Here is an 18,267-nt window from a genome sequence, read left to right as displayed (position 1 = left end):
CCGAGCCATCGCTTCGACCGGCTGAGTTCGTCGCGCTCGACTGAACGCTTTCACGCTCGCGCACTTCGACTCCGTAGGCACCCTCCAGATGACTGCTCAGCGCAGCAGTCGCCCCGCGAGGCGCGGGAGCGCATCGATACCGCTCGCCGCCGCGCTCCCCTCGACGCCGAAAATGCGCCGCACAGCTGGCGCCACGCTGGATGCCGACACGAGGCAGAGCGAGCGCACCCCGATCAGGCGCGCGGTCTGCACCGCATGCCGGGCGTCGTCGGCCAGATAGCCGGGTTCGTGGATGTCGATGTCGTGCGGCTCGCCATCGCCCAGTACGACCGTGAAACGGCGCGTCGCCGGCTCTTCGACGAGCGTGCGCGCCGCGTGCCGCAGCGCGGCACCCAAGCGGGTCGAGAGGCCCGGCTTCAAGCCTGCGAGACGACGCCGTGCTGAATCGTCCCATGGCTGGCCGAAATCGAGCACGCGGCTGTGCTGAACGTCATGGCGCCCGTCGGAGCAGAAGGCCTGGATCGCGACGCGCCAACCCGCCGCGCTCATGGCGGCTGTCAGCGCGGCGGCGATGTGCTGCTGAAGCTCGAGCCCGCTCTGCGCATCGCCGCCGGTGTGGGGCTCGCCGCTCGATGTCGAAACGTCGATCAGCAGCATGACAGCCGTGCGAGCAGGCGCGCGCAGTCGCCGCCAGTGCACTCGGGCGTCGTCGGCCATTCCACCCTTGCTCACCCAAAGCAGGGTCTGCACGGCGGCATCGAGGTCGATCTCGTCTCCTTCGCGTTCGCGCGGACGCATCGCACGAGCCTGCAACGCGCTGGCGCGCAGTTCGCGCACGAGTCGGGCATCGACTGCCTGTCGAGGGTGTTCCGTCGTCGCAGCTTCGACCGCGAGTGTCTCCGTCACAGTGCTCCAGTCGCGTCGCTCGCGCGCAATGCGGCGATCCCACTCGGAGTAGCGCCACTGCAGCGACTCCGGCGGCAGCTCGGCGGCGCTTCGATCGCCCACGCAAGCCCCGCCACTCGCTGCCTGTGCCGCGCCTGCATCCTCCCCGTCGCTGTGCCACAGCCATCGGTTGTCGTCGCGGTAGCTGGGTCCTGGCCGGTAGAGCCGGGCGTTGAAGCCGATCCGCATCTGGCCGATGTCGTTGCCAAGCGCAGAGGCCAGCTTGCGCAACGCACGCGGTGCCACCTGCGCCAGGACTTCACCGCCTGCATCCAGGTAGAAACGGGCCCTGCCCTTGCACACCCACGGATGCGGATCGTCGTAGGCCGGATCGATCAGCGCCCTCGCGAGCCGAAGCATCAGGGTCTCGAAATCGGAACCGTCGGCGGGCGTGACCGTGTGCCATGGGCTCCACAGCCGGCGCAGGCCCGGCAGCTCCCGGCAGGCCAGGGCCTCGACCCGCGCGTCTTCCAGCAGGCCCAGCAGCGCCTGTGTGATCGGCGCCATGCCCGCGCGCACGAAGACGCTGCGCGAAAACACGAGATGCGCGGCCGCATGGGCCGCCGCAGCACGCAACCATTGACCGGCAGGGACCGTATCGAGCCCGGAAGGCGCGGCCGGCAGGTGCAGGCCGCGCCGCGAAAGGAAAGGCGTGGCGTCCGCTTCGGCGCTATCGGCCGGCGGCGCCGCCGCATGCAGCAGCGCCGGCGTCACGTTCCATAGCAGGCGCAGATAGGGGCCGAGTGGCGCCAGGTCAGAAGGAAGCATCGACAGCGGCCAGCAGCGCGTCGCGCAGCGGCGCGTCGTCGGTGAGGGGCGCGACCAGCCCCATGCGGCAGGCAGCGGCCGGGGTCAAGCCTGCGCGCACCAGTTGTGCGGTGCGCACGAGCATGCGGGTCGATGCGCCCTCCTCGAGTCCGTGGCCGACCAACCGGCGCGATCGCGCACCGAGCGCCACCAATGCCGAGGCCAGTTCGACCTCGATGCCGGCCTCGCGCATGAGGATCTCGGCTTCCGCCTCGCAGGAGGGATAGTCGAACTCGAAGCCGCAAAAACGCTGCCGTGTCGAGGCCCTGAGGCCGCGGCTGCCACCGGGGTTGTACGAGACGACCAGCGAGAAATCGGCGTGTGCGCGCACCAGTTCGCCATGACGCTCGAGCGGTAGCGCACGACGCGTGTCTGTGAGCGGATGAATCACCACCGCCGTGTCGGCACGTGCCTCGACGATCTCGTCGAGGTAGCAGATGGCGCCGTGGCGCGCCGCCAGCGTGAGCGGCCCGTCCTGCCAACGCATCCCGGCTGCATCGAGCAACCAGCGGCCGACCAGGTCGCCCGCGGTCGTGTCTTCGTTGCAGGCCACGGTGACCAGCGGCTTGCCGAGGCGCCAGGCCATGTGCTCGACGAAACGGGTCTTGCCGCAACCGCTCGGTCCCTTGAGCAGCACCGGCAGCCGCTGCGACCAGGCGGCCTCGAAGCGCTCGCACTCGTCGCCCGCGGGGTGGTAGTAGGGCTCTGCCCCTGGCCGCCAGGCCGCGAGCGCGTCGTTCATCACTTGTGCAGGTTTGCCGTGTCTTCGTTGGGAATGCCCTCGATCGGCGCCTCGGCCGTGCCGACCGTGCTGCGCGTGAAGGATTCGACCATCTCGCGGGTGCCCTGCGGGTCGGCTATCCACTTGGCATAGAAGTCGTAGGGACAGTCGGCCACGCCCTTGTCGCCCTCGCGCGAGTTGATCATGCCGGTATAGCCACGGTGCACCAGCTTGAAGAGGTGGTTCTCCGACTGGCCGTTCTTGCGGAAGTCCCGGATCAGCGACTTGCTGAGCGCCGCATACTGAATGCCCATTTCCTCCTCGCCGCATTCCCCCAGCGTGCGGCCGTCGAAGCCGATCAGCGCCGAGTGGCCGAAATACGAATAGACGCCGTCGAAGCCCGCCGCGTTGGCCACCGCCACATAGGTGTTGTTGGCGAAGGCCATCGCCTTGCTGATCAGGATCTGCTGCTCCTTGGCCGGGTACATGTAGCCCTGGCAGCGGATGATGAGTTCGGCTCCCTTCATCGCGCAGTCGCGCCAGATCTCGGGAAAATTGCCGTCGTCGCAGATGATCAGGCTGATCTTCAGGCCCTTGGGGCCATCGCTGACATAGGTGCAGTTGCCCGGGTACCAGCCCTCGATGGGCACCCACGGCATGATCTTGCGGTACTTCTGGACGATCTCGCCCTGGTCGTTCATGAGGATCAGCGTGTTGTACGGCGCCTTCTCCGGATGCTCCTCGTGCCGCTCGCCCGTCAGCGAGAACACGCCCCACACCTTGGCCTTGCGGCAGGCCTCGGCGAAGATCTCGGTCTCGGCCCCCGGTACAGAGGCAGCGTTCTCGTACATCTCGGCGCTGTCGTACATGATGCCGTGGGTGCTGTATTCGGGGAACACCACCAGATCCATGCCGGGCAAGCCGGCTTTCATGCCGACCACCATCTTGGCGATCGCCCTGCAGTTGTCGAGCACCTCGGCCCGCGTGTGCAGGCGCGGCATCTTGTAGTTCACCACCGCCACGCCGACGGTGTCCTTGCTGCTCGAGATATCGCCGTGAATCATCTGGGCCTGCCTTGTCTTCGGGTTGAACAGGTCATTGTGCGAAGCGTCCCGACACTGGCGAATACGTTGATTGACGTAGCGCATGCGAAGCGCAAAATCCCGGCCCAGGAGACAAGCGGCATGCGCATCAGGACGATGGCATCGACTGTGGGATTCGCGCTGGGAATCGCGCTTGCGATCGCGCCGGGGCGCGCGCCTGCGGCGGGACCGCCGTCCGCGCGCGCCAAGCCGGTCCCGGCCAACCTGCCACCGGGTCGCTCACCGCTCGGCAGCTACCCGGCCGAGATCCGCTACCTTTCGAACGATGCACCTTTCGTGGTCTTCGACGTCTCTCCGCGCAGCCTGGCCGGCACGCCGCGCGAGACCGACGTGGTCACGCTGAGCTTCGTTGCCACCGACGAGTTGCGTCAGGTCAATGTCTTCGCCTACGCCCGCGCCGGACCATCGGGCGCGACGCAGATGGCTGCTGGCGTGCCCTGCGGGCCGCGCGAGGCGGGATATGGGCAGTGCCAGATTCAGATACGTGCGCTGCTCGAGCGGCTCGATCCGGGCGACGGCGATCTCGGCCTGCGGATCGAGGCCGACGGCGCCGGCAGCCAGCACAGCACCGTGCTGATCACGCTGCCAATGAAAGCCGCCGTGCGCCGGCTCAGTGACTGATCATCCACGGCCGCTTGGACGGAAAGGCCTTGGCGCCGCTCGGGGCCGTCACGGTCGCGCCGCGCCGGGCGCCGCTGCAGCAGCCACAGCCCGAGGGGTGCTTGAGCCGCGCGTAGTCTCCCGAGCGCTTGGGTTCATGCGCCGCGCGCTCATTGACCGCCATCGCGCGGCGCGTGCCGTCGGCCATCAGCGCAAGCCGTGGCGCTGCCGACATGACGCGCGGCGAGGCCGCGCCGCAGTCGGGGCAGTCGACCGGTTCGTCGCGCCGGCTCACGCTGCGCAAGGCGTCGAAGCCGCCGCAACCGGCGCACTGGTAGTCGTAGGTCGGCATGCGCTGCTCCTCAGAGGTCGTGCGAGAGCGGCATGTCGACCTTGCCGTCGATGAACTTCGTCGGTCCGCTCGCATTCGGGTTGATGTCGAAGTCGAAGATGCCGGTCGGCAGCCACAGCGTGGCGCAGGCGTTTGGCACGTCCACCACGCCACTGATGTGCCCCTGCACGGGCGCGGTGCCCAGGATCGAGTAGGCCTGGGCGCCCGAGTAGCCGAACTTCTTCAGGTACTCGATGGCATTGAGACAGGCCTGGCGGTAGGCGACGTTGACGTCGAGGTAGTACTGCTTGCCGGCCTCGTCGACCGAGATGCCCTCGAAGATGATGTAATCGTTGTAGTGCGGCGTGATCGGGCTGGGCTTGAAGATCGGATTCTTGATGCCGTACTTGGCCATGCCGCCCTTGATGAGCGTCACTTTCATGTGCACCCAGCCTGCCATCTCGATGGCGCCGCAGAAGGTGATCTCCCCGTCGCCCTGGCTGAAGTGGAGGTCGCCCACCGACAGTCCCGCGCCATCGACGTAGACCGGGAAGTACACCTTCGAGCCGCGCGACAGGTCCTTGATGTCGCAGTTGCCGCCGTGTTCGCGTGGCGGGACGGTTCGCGCGCCTTCCGCCGCGGCCTTGGCCTTGGCCTCGCCCGTCAGCTTGCCCATGTGGGCCGTGCCTGGTGACGGTGGATTGGCCAGGCCGGCGGTGGGCGCGCTGTCGATCAGCTGCTGTTCGCGCGCGTTCCACAGGTCGAGCATCGGCTTGTCGGGCAGGCAGCCGATCAGGCCGGGATGGATCAGGCCCGCGAAGTTCACGCCGGGGATGTGGCGCGAGCTCGTGAACATGCCCTTGAAGTCCCAGATCGACTTCTGTGCCTCGGGGAAATGCTCGGTCAGGAAGCCGCCGCCGTTCTTCTTCGAGAAGAAGCCGTTGAAGCCCCAGAGGCTGTCCTGCTTGGCGCCGATGTCGAGCAGGTCCACAACCAGAAGGTCGCCCGGCTCGGCGCCCTTGACGCCGACCGGACCCGACAGGTAGTGCACCGTCGTCAGGTCGATGTCGCGCACGTCGTCGGCACTGTCGTTGTTCTTGATGAAGCCGCCGGTCCAGTCGAAGGTCTCGAGGATGAAGTCGTCGCCCGGGTTGACCCAGCACGCCATCGGAATGTCCGGATGCCAGCGGTTGTGGATCAACTCGTTCTCGGTGGGCGACTTCGTCAGGTCGACCTTGATCAGCGTGTCTGTCATTTGCAGTGGCTCCAGGGGTTGTGGTTGAACGAAATAGGGTCGGACGGCCGGATCACACCGACAGGTAGGCCTTGATGTGGTTGACGTCCGTCTTGTCGCGCGCGGTCTCGTGCACCAGGCGGCCGCCCTCGATCACGAACAGCCGATCGGCGACGTCGAGCGCGAAGCTCAGCACCTGCTCCGAGACAACGATCGTGAGGCCGCGCATCTTGCGGATCTCGTTGAGCGCGCGGGCGATGTCCTTGATGATCGAAGGCTGGATGCCCTCGGTGGGCTCGTCGAGCAACAGCACCTTGGGGTCGGTCACGAGCGCCCGCGCGATCGCGAGCTGCTGCTGCTGCCCGCCCGAGAGGTTGCCGCCCTTGCGCCGCTTCATCTCCCACAGCACCGGAAACAGCGCGTAGATTTCCTCCGGGATGCGGCGCGTGACGGAGTTCTCGAGCCCGGTCAGGATGTTCTCCTCGACCGTGAGCGTCGGGAAGATCATGCGGCCCTGCGGCACGTAGGCAATGCCCTTGGCCACGCGCCGGAAGCTCTCGTCGCGCGTGACGTCCTGACCCGCGACCTCGACACGGCCGCTCTTGATCGGAAGAATGCCCATCAGGCTCTTGAACAGCGTGGTCTTTCCCATGCCGTTGCGGCCCATGATGGCGACGGTCTCGTTGGCGCGCCCCTCGAACGAGATGCCATGCAGCGCCTCGCTCTGGCCGTAGGCGACGTGCAGGTCGGTGACGTTCAGCATCCGGATTCCTTGTTCAATGGCCGAGGTAGACGTCGATCACCTTGGGGTCGTTCTGCACCGTATCCATCGAGCCCTCGGCGAGGATCTTTCCCTGGTGCATGACAGTGACCTTGTGCGCGATCTGCTTGACGAAATCCATGTCGTGCTCGATCACGATCACCGAGCGGTTCACGCAAATTCGCTTGAGAAGCTCGGCCGTCAGTTCGCGCTCGCGAGCACTCATGCCTGCAATCGGTTCGTCGAGCATCAGCAGCTCGGGCTCTTGCATCAGCAGCATGCCGATCTCGAGCCATTGCTTCTGTCCGTGCGAGAGAAGACCTGCCTCGGTGTCGAGCTTGTCCGACAGCCAGATGTCTTCGGCCACGACCTGGACGCGCGCCTTCACCTCGTCGGTGCACCTGAAGGCCAGCGCACCGAAAACCGAGCGCCCCGCGGGATACGACACCTCGAGGTTCTGGAACACGCTGAGGTTCTCGTAGATCGAAGGCGTCTGGAACTTGCGCCCGATGCCCAGCCGCACACGCTTGTGCTCGGCCATCCTCGTGAGTTCTGTGTTCTTGAACTTGATGCTGCCGCTGCTGGCCTTGGTCTTGCCGCAGATCAGGTCGAGCAGCGTGGTCTTGCCGGCACCGTTGGGGCCGATGATCACGCGCAGTTCGTTGCGGTCGATGTAGAGGGTCAGATCCTCGATTGCCTTGAAGCCGTCGAAGGAAACTGTCAGGTCTTCCACCGCGAGGGCGAAGTCGGTGTTGCTCATGGGCGTTCGCTTTCGAGTCGGTCGCTGAGTTGCTGGCCAGTCGGCTGGAAGATCAGGCGCGCTGGCTGCCGACGCCGTCGGGAAGTGGCGCGTCGTAGGCCGCGGCGGGCTCCGGCAGCGGCGGCGCCTCGGGATAGGCCGCGTGCGCGGCCGCCAGGCGTTCCGCATTGGCCTTGCGGTCGGCCTGGCGCCGCAGCCACCAGGGTCTGACCTTGTCCTCCCACACGCCGGCCAGGCCCATCGGAAAAGCCATGGTCACGCCAATGAAGAGGCCGGCCATGAGGAACAGCCACAGGTCGGGGAAGCTCTCCGAGAACAGCGTCTTGCCGGCGTTCACCAGCAGCGTGCCGTAGACCGCGCCCACCAGGCTCATGCGTCCGCCGACCGCGGCATAGATCACCATTTCGATCGACGGCACGATGCCCACGAAGCTCGGCGACATGAAGCCTACCTGCAGCGAGAACAGCGCGCCGCCGATGCCCGAGAGGCCGGCTGCGAGGCAGAAGGTGAAGACCTTGAAATTCGAGACGTCGTAGCCCGAGAAGCGCACGCGGTCCTCCTTGTCGCGCATCGCGAGAAGCAGCGTGCCGAGCTTGCTGGTCTGGATCCATCGGCACAGCACGATGCTCGCGATCAGCAGCGCCACGCAGACGTAGTAGAGGATGTATTTCGCGCCGTCGGTGCGCGTGTCCCAGCCCAGCATGGTCTTCAGGTCGGTCATGCCGTTGACGCCGCCGGTGTAGCCCTGCTGGCCAATGATCAGCACCGTGACGATCAGGGCCACGGCCTGCGTGATGATCGCGAAATAGACGCCGCCGACGCGCCGCTTGAACATCGCGTAGCTGATGATCCAGGCCAGCAGCATCGGCACCGCAACCACCAGGATCAGCGTCAGCGTGAGGCTCTTGAACGGCAGCCACATGAGCGGCAGCTGCGTGATCTGGTTCCAGTCCATGAAGTCGGGAATGCCGGGCGTCGACTGGATCTTGGTGGTCTCGGGATCGGAGGCCTCGAGCTTCAGGAACATCGCCATGGCGTAGCCGCCGAGGCCGAAGAAGACGCCCTGCCCAAGGCTCAGCACGCCCCCGTAGCCCCAGACCATCACGAGGCCCACGGCGACGAAGGCATAGGTGAGGTACTTTCCGACCAGGTTGAGGCGGAAGATGTCGAGCGTGAGCGGCAATACCACGGCCAGCAGCAGCACCAGCAGCAGCAGGCTTGCGAGCTGGTAGCGATTGACGAGCGACTTGATCGTGTTCATGAGGAAGGCTTTCTGGGAATCAGCGGCGGACCTTGGAAGCGAACAGGCCCTGCGGGCGCAGCATCAGGATCAGGACGATGATGGACAGCGTCAGCACCTTGGCCATGGAACCGGTCATGAAGAACTCGGCAATCGACTGCGTCTGCGCGATGCCGAAGGCCGAGACCACGGTGCCAAGCAGACTGGCGGCGCCGCCAAAGGTAACGACCAGGAAGGCGTCGACGATGTAGAGCGAGCCCGAGGTCGGACCGGTCGAGCCGATGGTCGTGAATGCGGCACCGGCCACGCCCGCAATGCCGCAGCCGATCGCGAAAGTCAGGCGGTCGGTGCGCTGGGTGTCGATCCCGGTGGCGTTGGCCATCACGCGATTGGCGACGGTGGCGCGAACGCGCAGGCCCCAGCGGCTGCGATGCAACGCGAGCAGCACGCCGAGCGTGACCACGGCGGTCAGCGCCAGGACGAAGAGCCCATTGATCGGGATGTCGAGTCCTTCCGAAGGCGACCAGGATCCCATCAGCCATTCGGGCAGCGTCGGACTCACTTCCTTGGGACCGATGAAGGTGCGGAACATCTGCTGCATGCCGAGGCTGAGGCCGAAGGTGGCCAGCAGCGTATCGAGCGGACGCCGGTAGAGATGGCGGATCAGTACCCATTCCACGATCCAGCCCGCAGCGAAGGCCAGGAAGAACGCGAGCACGATCGCGATCAGGAAGTAGTAGGGCATGAACGAGGGCGCCAGATGCTCGGTGAGTTGCGCCGACATGTAGATCGTGTAGGCGCCGATGGTCATGAATTCGCCATGCGCCATGTTGATCACGCCCATCTGGCCGAAGATGATCGCCAGCCCGAGGCCCATCAGCAGCAGCACCGCGAACAGGCTCAGGCCCGCGAAGCCCTGCATCAGGACGATGTTCATCATTTCCGAGAAATTCACGGCAACGCTCCGAAAGCAAGCAAGGGGCTGAGCCCTTTCGGGGATACCGCGGAACCGGCTTCGCCGGGCCGCAGGTATCGCCCCTCGAGGGGAAGTCCGGCTACGCGAAGTGCGCCGGAGCCGGGGGGGCTATTGATATCCCTTGGGGAACGGATCCGGCTTGATGAGGTCCGGCGACTCCGCCACGACCTTGAAGGTGCCGTCCGGCTGCCCCTGCCCGATGCGCGCCTTGCTCCACAGGTGATGGTTCTCGTCGAGCTTCACGTAGCCTTCGGGCGCGTTCTTGAGTTCGATGCCCGGCGATGCCGCGACCACCTTGTCGATGTCGAAGCTGCCGGCCTTCTCGACCGCCGCCTTCCAGAGCCATGGGCCCAGGTAGCCGGCCTGCGTGACATCGCCGATCACCGCGTCCTTGCCGTACTTGGCCTTGAAGGCGGCGACGAACTTCTTGTTGTTCTCGTTGGGCAGGCTCTGGAAATACTTCATCGACGAATAGAAGCCAGCAAAGTTCTCTCCGCCCACGCCGGTCATCTCGTCCTCGGTCACGGCCAGCGTCAGCAGGAACTGCTTGTCGCCCGTGATGCCTGCGGCCTTGAGCTGCTTGTAGAAGGCCACGTTGGAGCCACCCACCACCGCCGCGAAGATGCAGTCGGGCTTGGCGACCTTGATCTTGTTGATCAGCGAGTTGAAGTTGGTGTGGCCCAGGGGATAGTATTCCTCGCCCTTGACCGAACCCTTCTGGAAGTTCTCGATGTGCTTGCGGGCGATCTTCATCGAGGTCCGTGGCCAGATGTAGTCGGAGCCCACCAGGAAGAAGGTCTTGGCCTTCTTCTCCTTTGCACCCCAGTCCAGGCCCCAGATGATCTGCTGCGTGGCTTCCTGGCCGGTGTAGAACACGTTCTTGCTCTGCTCCAGGCCTTCGTAGAAGGTCGGGTAGTAGAGCAGGCCGTTTTCCTTCTCGAACACCGGCAGCACCGCCTTGCGCGAAGCCGAGGTCCAGCAGCCGAAGACGGTCGCGACCTTGTCGTTGACCAGCAGCTTCTTGGCCTTCTCCGCAAAGGTCGGCCAATCGGACGCGCCATCCTCCTTGATGACCTTGATCTTGCGGCCCAGGATCCCGCCCATGGCGTTGATCTCGTCGATCGCGAGCTGCTCGGCCTGGATCGAGCCGGTTTCCGAGATCGCCATCGTGCCGGTGCTGGAATGCAGCTGTCCGACCGTGACCTCGGTGTCGGTGACGGCGAGCTTGGTCGTATTGACCTTGGCGGTCGGGAACTGCTGCGCGAAGGCCAGGCCGCTCAGGCCCATGACCGGCAAGGCAGCGGCTCCTTGCAGCAGCCGGCGGCGGCCCAGCGCGATGCGCTCGATTCGCTCGGACGTGGGGTCGATCGACGGGTCTTGTTGGTCGCTAGACATGAAGGAATCTCCAGGCAGGGTTGAAGGGGGCGGCAGGCACCACGACGACGCATGCACCACCGCTGTGCGGCGTGCGCTACGACAGGCACCATGGACTGCACTCTATGAACGGAGCGCGTACAGCCGAATACGTCAATCAACGTAGCCGCGCCTGCGCACCGCCCGGCGACACTGGCCGACCCGTCTGCGCCAGCGGTTGATGGAACAAGGAGCGCTTCTTGCAGAGTCACCGGCAAACCCCATTCCTGAAAGAACGGACCATGCCGCCCGCCCGCTCGCCCGTGACCGGCCAGAAGATCTTCCGCATCCGCCGCGACTACAACGCCTGGGTCGCCAACGAGACGCTGGAGGACTACGCGCTGCGCTATACGCCGCGCAGCTTTCGCAAGTGGAGCGAGTTCCGGGTCGGCAATGCAGCCTTCGGTGCGACGTCCTTCCTCGCGCTCGAGGCCATCGGAGGCGCGATCGCGCTGAGCTACGGCTTCGAGAATGCGCTCTGGGCGATCCTGGTGGTCGGCATCATCACCTTCCTAACCGGCCTGCCGATCTGCTACTACGCGGCGCGCTACGGCGTCGACATGGATCTGCTCACCCGCGGCGCGGGATTCGGGTATCTGGGTTCGACCCTCACTTCGCTGATCTACGCCAGCTTCACGTTCATCTTCTTCGCGCTCGAGGCGGCGATCCTCGCCCTGGCGCTGCAGATGTTCTTCGACTGGCCTCTGTGGGTCTGCTACCTGGTGTCCTCGGTAGTGATCATTCCGCTCGTCATGCGCGGCATCACGATGATTTCGGCGCTGCAGCTGTGGTCCCAGCCGATCTGGCTGCTGCTCTTCGTCTGCCCCTTCATCGCGGTGCTGATCAAGAATCCGCAGGCCTTCTCGGACTTCACCGGGTTGGTGGGCCGCATCTCCGGGAGCAACGGCTTCGATCCGCTGATGTTCGGTGCTGCGGCCACGGTGGCGTTCTCGCTCGTGGTGCAGATCGGCGAGCAGGTCGATTACCTGCGCTTCCTGCCGGAGAAGACCAAGGCGAGCCGCGTGCGCTGGTGGACCGCGGTGCTGGTCGCCGGGCCCGGATGGATCGTGCCGGGCATGCTCAAGATGCTGGGCGGTGCCTTCCTGGCCTTCCTCGCCCTGCAGCATGAGATCAAGCCCGAGCACGCGGTCGAGCCCACGCGGATGTACCTCGCGGGCTTCGCCTACGTGTTCGACAATCCGGCCTGGGTGCTGGGCGTGACGACGTTGTTCGTCGTCGTTTCTCAGATGAAGATCAACCTCACGAACGCCTATGCGGGCTCGCTGGCCTGGTCGAACTTCTTCGCCCGGCTCACGCACAGTCATCCGGGTCGCGTCGTGTGGCTCGTCTTCAACGTGCTGATCGCGATCCTCCTGATGACCCTGGGCGTCTTCGCCGCACTCGAGAAGGTGCTGGGCCTCTACAGCAACATCGCGATCGCCTGGGTCGGGGCGCTGGTGGCAGATCTCGTCATCAACAAACCCCTGGGCTGGAGCCCGCGCGCGATCGAGTTCAAGCGCGCGCACCTCTACGACATCAATCCGGTCGGCCTGGTGTCGATGCTGGTCGCCGCCACGCTCGCGATGGTGGCCTATGCCGGCGTCCTGGGGCGCTGGGCCGAATCGTTCTCGCCCTTCATTGCGCTGCTGACGGCATTGCTGGTGTCGCCACTGATTGCCTGGCGCACGCGCGGGCGCTACTACCTCGCGCGCACGGACGTGCAACGCTGGACTCCGGGCCAGCTGGTGCGCTGCTCGGTCTGCGACAACAGCTTCGAATCGGAGGACATGGCGCATTGCCCCGCCTACAGCGCGCCGATCTGCTCGTTGTGCTGCACGCTCGAGTCGCGCTGTCACGACGCATGCAAGAAGGACTCCCGCGCCTCCGAGCAGATCGCCGTGTGGCTCAAGGCGCTGTTGCCGCCGCCACTGGCACTGCGGCTCAACTTCCGCGTCGCCCACTACCTGCTGGTTGCGACCTCGCTGATCGCGATGCTGGCTACCGTGATGGGCATCGTCTACGCGCAGGAGGGTTTGCTCAATGCCACTGCAGCCGGCATCTTCCTGCAAGCGCCCTTTCTCAAGGTGTTCGCGATGCTGTCAATGGTCGCAGCCGTGGCTGCGTGGTGGATCGTGCTCGGCAGCGAAAGCCGCAAGATGGCGCAGGAGGAGTCGAACCGCCACAACCACCTGCTGACGCTCGAGATCGAGGCCCACAAGCGCACCGACGCTGCGCTGCAGAGCGCCAAGGAGGCGGCCGAGGCCGCCAACCAGGCCAAGACGCGCTACGTTGCGGGCATGACGCACGAGCTGCGCACGCCTCTCAACAGCATCCTCGGCTACTCCCAGATCCTGCTCAAGAACGACGGCACGTCAGCGCCGCCGCCACGCGCGGCATTGCAGACCATCCACAAGAGCGGCGAGCACATGCTGGGCCTGATCGACGGCCTGCTGGACCTCGCACGCATCGAGGCAGGCCGGCTGCAGCTCGAGCCGATGCCGCTCGCGCTGCCCGGCTTTCTCGACGAGGTGGTGCGCATGGTGCGGCCTCAAGCTGAGGCCAAGGGCCTGGCCTTCGTCTACAGCGAAGCCGGCCGGCTTCCGGCCTGGGTGCAGGCCGATGCCAAGCGGCTGCGGCAGATCCTGATCAATCTGCTGAGCAACGCGGTGCGCTTCACCGATGCCGGCACCGTCACGCTGCATGTGGATGCGCGCCACCAGGTGCTGCGCTTCGACGTCATAGACACTGGAATCGGCGTTGCCGCGCAGGACCATCAGCGAATCTTCCTGCCCTTCGAGCGCGGTGCGGCGGGGCGCCGCCACGGTGGCGAGCCAGGTACCGGCCTGGGCCTCACGATCACCGGGCTGCTGACCTCGCTGATGGGCGGCGAGTTGCGCATGTCGGCCACTTCGGCCAAGGGCAGCACCTTCAGCGTGCGCGTCTACCTGCGAGAGATCGCGGACCCCGGCCCTCAAGCGGAGCCGCAGCGCGCGATCTCGGGCTACTTCGGCCCGCGCCGCACGCTGCTCGTGGTCGACGACCAGCCGGTGCAGCGCCAGATGCTGGCCGGCATGCTGATGCCGCTGGGCTTCGACGTGCGGGAGGCCGCGAGCGGCACCGAATGCCTGGACAGCCTGCGCGCGCACGTGCCGTCGGCCATCCTGCTCGACCTCAGCATGGACGACATGGACGGCTGGGAAACGGCCGACCGCGTGCGCGCGGCCGGGTTCACTCTGCCGATCATCATCGTCTCGGCCAATGTGTTCGAGAACCAGGCCGCGCGGCTGCGCGCCAGCGACTGCCAGGCTTTCGTGGGCAAGCCGGTGATCGAATCGGAGCTGATCGCGACGCTCGAGCGCAACCTCGGCCTGGAATGGCTGCAGCATGCACCGGCACCGGCCGCGGCCGCTCTGGCCCCGCCCGAACTGACCAGCCTGCCTGAAGAGGCTCGGCTCGAACTGATGCGGCTTGTGCAGGTTGGTCATGTGCGCGGCCTGCAGCAGGCGCTCGATCGGCTGGCGCACGACCTCCCGGAGCTGGCTTCTACCTGCACGCACCTGCGCGCGATGGTGGCCCGCTTCGACCTCGACAGTTTCAAGCGAACCCTCGCAGAGGAGGCCGATGCGCCCCAACCCTGAGACCGAACGCCCCGTAGTTCTGGTGGTGGACGATGCGCCCAGCAGCCTGGGCATGCTGTGTGACACCTTGGAAGCCAGCGGCTACACCGTGCTGGTGGCGCCCGACGGCGAGTCCGCGCTGCAGCGGCTGGAACTGGTGGTGCCCGATGCGATCCTGCTGGACGGCATCATGCCAGGCTTGTCGGGGTTCGAGACCTGCCGTCGCATCAAGGCCGATCCGGCGCTGGCCCATATCCCGGTGTTGTTCATGACCGGGATGTCCGATTCGCAGGACGTGGTGGAAGGCTTTGCGAGCGGGGGCGTCGACTACGTGGTGAAGCCGATACGCGCCCAGGAAGTGCTCGCGCGCCTGCACACGCACACGCGCAACGCACGCATCACGCGGATGGCGCGTGACGCGGTCGACGTTGCGGGCATGGGCGTGGTGTTCGTCGATGCGCAAGGCCGATTGGCCTGGCGCTCGCCGCAGGCGGCGCTCTGGTTGCAAGCCCTCGGCGCCCCCAAGATACCTGGCCACCTGCCTGGGACTCTCGAAGCTGCACTCGAACCCGACGCCCACTTGCGGCTTTGCACCGAGGGCGGCCTTCGGTTGTCGGTGCGCAATCTGGGGACCGCGACGCTCGGCGAGACCATGCTGCTGCTTGCCGTGCAGCGCGACGAGCCCGGCCCCTCGGCCCGCCTGACGGAGGCGGCGTTGACGCCCCGCGAGACCGAAGTGCTGTCGTGGCTCGCCAAGGGCAAGACCAATCGCGACATCGGCGACATTCTCGGCACCAGCCCGCGCACCGTGAACAAACACCTCGAACACATCTTCGAGAAGTTGGGAGTCGAAACCCGTGCGGCTGCCGCGGCACTGGCGAGCGGCTTCCTGGCCTAGAGGGTGTGGTCTAGGACAAGGCAGTGGACACCGATGCAGTCCGCAAGCAGCGCCCGTATATGGAGAAGCTGAGCGATGCCTCTGACTTCGGCCCTGGGCCAGGAGCCGACCTTGGATAGCGCCGCCTGGACTGACGATTTGTCACCGCACGCTGCCGCAAAAACCACAAGCGCGATCGCGCTTGCTAGAGGCGCCACCTGGGAACGAGCAGGTCATCGAGGGCCCAATGGGGACGCCCAGGCTCGATCTTCGTGCCGCCGACCCAACGCACCGCGCTTGCGTGATCCAGCCAGTAAGCCTTGCCGGCCAGAACCTGTTTGCCGAGTGGTGTGAGTTCGAGCGGTCGGCGGGGCCAGGGATGCTGGACATCGAACTGTCGCATCAACGGGGCTGGACCGTCGATCAAGGTGCGCGCCAATGCGTAGAACATCGAATCTCCTAGAAATGGAAGCGGTTCGCGAACGCTCGTCAACTCATTGAAGACCTGCCCAAGCGTCGGACGGTCGAGCTCCTGGGTGATCCGCAGCATGAGCCGCTCAGTCAACGACAGGCCGTCGCACAGCGAGGGAAGCTCCTGCAACTGACGACGCAGGGCAGGTGCCAAGAACGGCAGCGAAGGGGTTTCGTCGAGGCTGAGTTCAGCCCAGGCTTGCGGCGAGGGGTCTCGATACGCCTTCCACGCTGTGCGTGCAAGCGCGAAGGCCGCTGCGTCCAGACGCCTTCGCTGCGGCCACAGCCAAGCGAGCACTTCGGGCGCCAGCTGGCCGATTCCTATGAAGCGCTCTACCCCCGGGACATGGCTGATCTCGATCAGTTCCACCGATTCCGGCAACGTATCCATCCGCGCCAGAAGCGCCATGAGGAAGAGCTGATCGTAGGCGTCCGCATCGCACCAAAGGACGGCACGTCGAGCCCGCCTCATCCGGGCAAGATCCTGGTACTCACCCTCCATGCGGCGCCGGGCATCTTCCATCGGCATTTCAAAGGAACTGCTCACGAATTCGCTGCGCAACCTGATGAATTCGAGGTCGGGAAGGTCCGGTACCGGGCCCATGCACAGAGGGTCCGCGAACATGTGGAACTCACCTTGGAAGCCCGCGAGCCGCAAGCTGTGAGCAATGTCGTTTCCGCAGCGCCAGTGCTGGACCCCGGGCTCATCGTCCGCCGCGAATCGGGGATGCAAGGCAGCGAACTCGACCGCATCGACATGAGCCTTCAGCCTGGGCCAGCTTGCGAATCCAAGCTCACGCGCGATGAGCCACTGCGCATCTGCCAGTCGAGGCGATCCCGAGTAAGAACTCAGTCGTTCGAGGGCGGATTCCTGCGCGGATGCGCCCCCATTTTTAAGCCTAACCAACAGCTCTTTGGCACGTTTGCGCTGTTGCTCGAGGTTGATGTGGCCGTTGGAGGCCGAGGCGCGTTGGTCGTTGGACATACGATCTCCAAAGTCGGCCTGTCCGCTGGTTGGCCGGGAGTCGCATGTGAATGCGCTGTGATCTGAAACCTGGGCGCAGCCCTTTCCGCGGACGGGAGGCGTGGAGAGACGCCACTGTGAATTCTATACATGCCGATGCGGCGCGCGAACTTCGAGGCCACTCTCGGCACGACGCAGGCCGTGAGTCTGCTTTCGGAGAAGGCGTACTGCCGCTTCGGGCCCATCCGCGCCTGTCGCGCCCTACCGATGGTCGTCTGCAATCAGTTCAGAAAGCGGACACTCGCGGATTCCGCCTGGCGCATGCTTTGCGATAACCCGCCCCTATCGTGGGCCTGCTGCAGCAGGCGGTCTCGCATGGGCTTCGCCGAAGATGCCTGACGCTCCATATCCGGGTCGGCCATCTCCCAGGCCTTGTCGAAGAGATCGTCTTCGATGGCGACGGTGGTTCTCATGGAAGATTCAGCATCGATTCCGATGCATGGCCCTACGCCTCGAGTCCGGAAATACAGGTCGAAATCGAGGCCACTTTTCGGGAAAATCGGCGATCTGGTCCGTCGCGCAGGGAGTGTGGTCGTGCGGCGGACCATCGCAAGGGCGAGCCGACGGCTCTTCCCAAGGTGCGGGCGCATTCCCGGTCCGATGTTCAACTGGAGACAGTCAGATGATCACCCTCACAGCCATGAAATGGGCGCCGCCATTTGCGGCCGGTCAAGTTCGCGACCACCGCGTGCGCTGGATCCTCAACGAGGTTGACTGGTCCTACCGGGTCCGACTCGTCGACGCGCCGACGATGAAGTCGGCGGGCTATCGGCACAGCCTGCAGCCATTCGGGCAGTTGCCCGTGCTGGAGGAGGAAGGTCGGCCACCGATGTTCGAAAGTGGCGCCATCGTGCTCGACGTGGCGATGCGAGCGGGGCGATGCATTGGCGGCGAAGGGACGCCTGAGCGTGCCGCCGCGATTCAATGGGTGATCGCCGGCCTGAATTCGATAGAACCGTTTCTCTTCAATGTCGCCGAGGTCGAATACTTCATGGACGACGACGCAGTAAAGGACGCCCGCAAGCCCGTTGTGAGGGCACTCGCGAAGGAGCGCCTTGCCGCGTTGGAAAAGGCCCGCGACGGGCGCGACTGGTGGGTCGGCAACACCTTCACGGTTGCCGACCTCATGTTCGCGTCCATCCTCAAGGTCGCCCGCGGCCTCGACCTGCTTGGTGACCTGCCCGCCCTCGCGGCCTGGCAGCAGGAGATCCTGGCACGTCCGGCCCACGTCAAGGCCGAGACGGACCAGAGGGCAGAGATCGCCCGCCACTCTCCAGCCGACATGCGCTACGACCAGGTACCAAAGCCGCCCGCTTGACCCGCGAAGGCTGGTGCACGATCGCACTGCGCTCGCGATGGGCCTGACAGCCGTTCTCACAGCACGACCT

Annotated in this window: 16 protein-coding genes; 4 read left to right on the top strand and 12 right to left on the bottom strand. The window is 65.6% G+C overall.

The window, feature by feature from the left end; all coding sequences use genetic code 11:
* Nucleotides 1-96: 96 nt before the first annotated feature.
* The 3 genes from QTH87_RS23685 to QTH87_RS23675 are packed head-to-tail and all read right to left on the bottom strand — an operon-like array spanning nt 97 to nt 3,537.
* A complete protein-coding gene (locus QTH87_RS23685) occupies nt 97-1,713 on the bottom strand; it encodes a nitric oxide reductase activation protein NorD (RefSeq protein WP_286612578.1) in 1,617 nt (538 codons plus the stop codon).
* On the bottom strand, nt 1,700-2,494 hold the full coding sequence (locus QTH87_RS23680; RefSeq protein ID WP_286612576.1) for a CbbQ/NirQ/NorQ/GpvN family protein: 795 nt from the start codon (nt 2,492-2,494) through the stop codon (nt 1,700-1,702). The genes QTH87_RS23685 and QTH87_RS23680 overlap by 14 nt, the downstream gene beginning before the upstream one ends.
* Nucleotides 2,494-3,537 (bottom strand): aliphatic amidase, encoded by a 1,044-nt coding sequence (locus tag QTH87_RS23675; protein ID WP_286612575.1) that lies wholly within the window; start codon nt 3,535-3,537, stop codon nt 2,494-2,496. Before QTH87_RS23675 ends, QTH87_RS23680 begins: the two co-directional genes overlap by 1 nt.
* Here QTH87_RS23675 and QTH87_RS23670 point away from each other — a divergent pair.
* Nucleotides 3,529-4,197 carry a hypothetical protein gene (locus QTH87_RS23670; protein WP_286612574.1) on the top strand — a complete coding sequence of 223 codons (669 nt, stop codon included), beginning with the start codon at nt 3,529-3,531 and terminating at the stop codon, nt 4,195-4,197. The two genes, QTH87_RS23675 and QTH87_RS23670, sit on opposite strands and share 9 nt — an antisense overlap.
* Here QTH87_RS23670 and QTH87_RS23665 read toward each other — a convergent pair.
* The 7 genes from QTH87_RS23665 to urtA all read right to left on the bottom strand — a co-directional run bounded on the left by QTH87_RS23665 (nt 4,187) and on the right by urtA (nt 10,872).
* Entirely contained in the window at nt 4,187-4,528 is a 342-nt protein-coding gene (locus QTH87_RS23665; RefSeq protein ID WP_286612573.1) for a zinc ribbon domain-containing protein, read from the bottom strand. The two genes, QTH87_RS23670 and QTH87_RS23665, sit on opposite strands and share 11 nt — an antisense overlap.
* Before the next feature lie 10 nt (nt 4,529-4,538).
* Nucleotides 4,539-5,762 carry a formamidase gene (gene fmdA, locus QTH87_RS23660; RefSeq protein ID WP_286612572.1) on the bottom strand — a complete coding sequence of 408 codons (1,224 nt, stop codon included), beginning with the start codon at nt 5,760-5,762 and terminating at the stop codon, nt 4,539-4,541.
* A 52-nt stretch (nt 5,763-5,814) separates the two neighbouring features.
* Entirely contained in the window at nt 5,815-6,504 is a 690-nt protein-coding gene (gene urtE, locus QTH87_RS23655; RefSeq protein ID WP_286612571.1) for an urea ABC transporter ATP-binding subunit UrtE, read from the bottom strand.
* A gap of 13 nt (nt 6,505-6,517) precedes the next feature.
* Complete coding sequence (gene urtD, locus QTH87_RS23650; protein ID WP_286612569.1) at nt 6,518-7,261, bottom strand: urea ABC transporter ATP-binding protein UrtD; 744 nt, start codon at nt 7,259-7,261, stop codon at nt 6,518-6,520.
* 52 nt (nt 7,262-7,313) lie between these two features.
* Nucleotides 7,314-8,522, bottom strand: a complete 1,209-nt coding sequence (gene urtC / locus QTH87_RS23645; RefSeq protein WP_286612568.1) for an urea ABC transporter permease subunit UrtC — start codon at nt 8,520-8,522, stop codon at nt 7,314-7,316.
* A gap of 19 nt (nt 8,523-8,541) precedes the next feature.
* On the bottom strand, nt 8,542-9,456 hold the full coding sequence (gene urtB / locus QTH87_RS23640) for an urea ABC transporter permease subunit UrtB (protein WP_286612566.1): 915 nt from the start codon (nt 9,454-9,456) through the stop codon (nt 8,542-8,544).
* A gap of 129 nt (nt 9,457-9,585) precedes the next feature.
* Nucleotides 9,586-10,872 (bottom strand): urea ABC transporter substrate-binding protein, encoded by a 1,287-nt coding sequence (gene urtA / locus QTH87_RS23635; RefSeq protein ID WP_286612565.1) that lies wholly within the window; start codon nt 10,870-10,872, stop codon nt 9,586-9,588.
* Between the two features lie 260 nt (nt 10,873-11,132).
* Between urtA and QTH87_RS23630 the strand changes: the two genes are divergently transcribed.
* A complete protein-coding gene (locus tag QTH87_RS23630; protein WP_286612563.1) occupies nt 11,133-14,528 on the top strand; it encodes a hybrid sensor histidine kinase/response regulator in 3,396 nt (1,131 codons plus the stop codon).
* Entirely contained in the window at nt 14,512-15,405 is an 894-nt protein-coding gene (locus tag QTH87_RS23625; RefSeq protein ID WP_286612562.1) for a response regulator transcription factor, read from the top strand. The genes QTH87_RS23630 and QTH87_RS23625 overlap by 17 nt, the downstream gene beginning before the upstream one ends.
* Nucleotides 15,406-15,589: 184 nt before the next feature.
* Here QTH87_RS23625 and QTH87_RS23620 read toward each other — a convergent pair whose 3' ends face one another.
* Nucleotides 15,590-16,840 (bottom strand): DUF1835 domain-containing protein, encoded by a 1,251-nt coding sequence (locus QTH87_RS23620; RefSeq protein WP_286612561.1) that lies wholly within the window; start codon nt 16,838-16,840, stop codon nt 15,590-15,592.
* Between the two features lie 260 nt (nt 16,841-17,100).
* Nucleotides 17,101-17,292, bottom strand: a complete 192-nt coding sequence (locus tag QTH87_RS23615; RefSeq protein ID WP_286612560.1) for a hypothetical protein — start codon at nt 17,290-17,292, stop codon at nt 17,101-17,103.
* 209 nt (nt 17,293-17,501) lie between these two features.
* Between QTH87_RS23615 and QTH87_RS23610 the strand changes: the two genes are divergently transcribed.
* The gene (locus QTH87_RS23610; RefSeq protein WP_286612559.1) at nt 17,502-18,197 is read left to right on the top strand and encodes a glutathione S-transferase family protein; all 696 of its coding nucleotides are present in this window, start codon (nt 17,502-17,504) and stop codon (nt 18,195-18,197) included.
* Nucleotides 18,198-18,267: the final 70 nt, after the last annotated feature.

This window comes from Variovorax jilinensis, from assembly GCF_030316885.1.
Taxonomy (GTDB): Bacteria; Pseudomonadota; Gammaproteobacteria; order Burkholderiales; family Burkholderiaceae_C; genus Variovorax; species Variovorax jilinensis.
The sequence above is the reverse complement of the archived record's forward strand: the minus strand, read 5'-3'. Positions and strand labels throughout refer to the sequence as shown.

What these genes read in the sequence shown, in the direction of transcription:
- QTH87_RS23685 (WP_286612578.1), bottom strand. Translation starts at nt 1,713, where the DNA reads ATGCTTCCTTCTGACCTGGCGCCACTCGGCCCCTATCTGCGCCTGCTA.
- QTH87_RS23680 (WP_286612576.1), bottom strand. Translation starts at nt 2,494, where the DNA reads ATGAACGACGCGCTCGCGGCCTGGCGGCCAGGGGCAGAGCCCTACTAC.
- QTH87_RS23675 (WP_286612575.1), bottom strand. Translation starts at nt 3,537, where the DNA reads ATGATTCACGGCGATATCTCGAGCAGCAAGGACACCGTCGGCGTGGCG.
- QTH87_RS23665 (WP_286612573.1), bottom strand. Translation starts at nt 4,528, where the DNA reads ATGCCGACCTACGACTACCAGTGCGCCGGTTGCGGCGGCTTCGACGCC.
- fmdA (WP_286612572.1), bottom strand. Translation starts at nt 5,762, where the DNA reads ATGACAGACACGCTGATCAAGGTCGACCTGACGAAGTCGCCCACCGAG.
- urtE (WP_286612571.1), bottom strand. Translation starts at nt 6,504, where the DNA reads ATGCTGAACGTCACCGACCTGCACGTCGCCTACGGCCAGAGCGAGGCG.
- urtD (WP_286612569.1), bottom strand. Translation starts at nt 7,261, where the DNA reads ATGAGCAACACCGACTTCGCCCTCGCGGTGGAAGACCTGACAGTTTCC.
- urtC (WP_286612568.1), bottom strand. Translation starts at nt 8,522, where the DNA reads ATGAACACGATCAAGTCGCTCGTCAATCGCTACCAGCTCGCAAGCCTG.
- urtA (WP_286612565.1), bottom strand. Translation starts at nt 10,872, where the DNA reads ATGTCTAGCGACCAACAAGACCCGTCGATCGACCCCACGTCCGAGCGA.
- QTH87_RS23630 (WP_286612563.1), top strand. Translation starts at nt 11,133, where the DNA reads ATGCCGCCCGCCCGCTCGCCCGTGACCGGCCAGAAGATCTTCCGCATC.
- QTH87_RS23625 (WP_286612562.1), top strand. Translation starts at nt 14,512, where the DNA reads ATGCGCCCCAACCCTGAGACCGAACGCCCCGTAGTTCTGGTGGTGGAC.
- QTH87_RS23620 (WP_286612561.1), bottom strand. Translation starts at nt 16,840, where the DNA reads ATGTCCAACGACCAACGCGCCTCGGCCTCCAACGGCCACATCAACCTC.
- QTH87_RS23615 (WP_286612560.1), bottom strand. Translation starts at nt 17,292, where the DNA reads ATGAGAACCACCGTCGCCATCGAAGACGATCTCTTCGACAAGGCCTGG.
- QTH87_RS23610 (WP_286612559.1), top strand. Translation starts at nt 17,502, where the DNA reads ATGATCACCCTCACAGCCATGAAATGGGCGCCGCCATTTGCGGCCGGT.